Raw genomic sequence first — 1,507 nt, 5'->3', positions numbered from 1 at the left:
GGTCCAGGTGGCGTTGAGCTGAGGGCCGGTGTCGGTGTCGATGGTGGCGGCGTTGAGCTCGGCCGTGTGCGACAGCGAGATCGGCAACGCGGCGGCATCGCCGGCGACCACCAGGCTGTCCGGGCTGATCCGCCACAGGTCCTCGGGAATGTCCTGTCCGCCAAGACGTCCCAAGTAGTTGAATCCGATGGTGGGTTCGGGTTCGGTGAGGTTGGTGGTGAGGTAGCGCAGCAGTCCGTAGGTGGCGGGGTGGGGCAGGGCGCGTAATTGTTCTTTGGCGGCCTTGATGATCGGGCCCAGTGCCGGGTCTCCGGTGACGACACGGTGCCAGCCCGGTCCGGCGACGGTGAGCGTGGCGGGGTATTTGGTGGTGAACCAGCCCACGGTGCGTGAGAGGTCGAGGTCGGGAGCCAGGTCGTCGTGGCGGCCGTGGCTTTCGACGTCGATGCAGACGGGGTGTTCGCCCCGTCCGAGGAATTCGGTCCAGGCCAGCGCGTAGGCGATCAGCAGGATGTCGTGAATGCCGGTGTGGAAGGCCGCGGGGACGTCGGAGAGCAACACCCGGGTGGTCTCGGTGTCCAGGGTGGCGGTGAGGTGCCCGGCGCTGGCGTAGGTGTCGCCGGGCTGTGGTGGGGGCAGCGCGGCCGCGGTCGCCGCGACGTGGTTCCAGGTGTCGGCCTGTGCGATGACCGCCGCGGTGTGGGCGTGCTCGTCCAGAAACGCGGCCCAGCGCTGAAACGAGGTCCCGCCGGGGGGCAGGGCGATCGGCTGGCCGTGGTGGTGCTGGGTCCACGCGATGTTGACGTCTTCCAACAGGATCCGCCACGACACCGCATCCACGACCAGATGGTGAACGATCAACACCAACTGGCCGGTGGTGCTCACCCACAACGCACTCACCATCACCCCGGCGGCGGGATTTAGCCGAGACAGGGCCTGGGCCAGCACCTGATCGGTGAGCGCCTCGACGGTGTGTAGGCACTCACCGGCACCGACCGCGCCGGGGTCGGCAACGGTCAACGACCGGGCGTTGGTGTCGGCACGCAGTCTGAGCATGGGGTGGTGGTCGAGCAGCGCCTGCAGGATGGCGAGCAGGTCGGCGTGGGTGGCCCCGGTCGGGACCTGGAGCGCCATGGTTTGGTTGAACTCATCGATCGGGCCGTCAATGTCGAACAGCCAGTGCATGATCGGGGTAGGCGTGATCGGCCCGATGCCTTCGTCGACGAGTTGTTCGCGGGCCTCGGTGATCCCGGGGATGCGGGCCAGGCGGGCCACGGTCTGCTCGACGAAGATGTCGCGGGCACGGCAGGCCAGCCCCGCGGCGCGGGCGCGGGCGACCACCTGCATCGACAGGATGCTGTCGCCGCCGAGGTCGAAGAAGGAGTCGTCGATGCTGATGCGGTCGAGGCCGAGGACTTCGGTGTAGATGGTGGTCAGGAGTTCTTCGATGGGGGTGGTGGGGGGTCGACGTTCAACATGCCGACCGCCTTCCGGATCACGGGAGAGT

Annotated in this window: 1 protein-coding gene; it reads right to left on the bottom strand. The window is 68.0% G+C overall.

What is annotated here, in order from left to right; translation table 11 throughout:
• On the bottom strand, window positions 1-1,507 hold a 1,507-nt coding region (locus A9X03_RS14275; RefSeq protein ID WP_231975395.1), incomplete at both ends, for a condensation domain-containing protein.

This window comes from Mycobacterium sp. E1715 (genome assembly GCF_001667625.1).
In the GTDB taxonomy this organism is placed as follows: domain Bacteria; phylum Actinomycetota; class Actinomycetes; order Mycobacteriales; family Mycobacteriaceae; genus Mycobacterium.
This window is presented reverse-complemented; position numbering and strand designations above follow the sequence as displayed.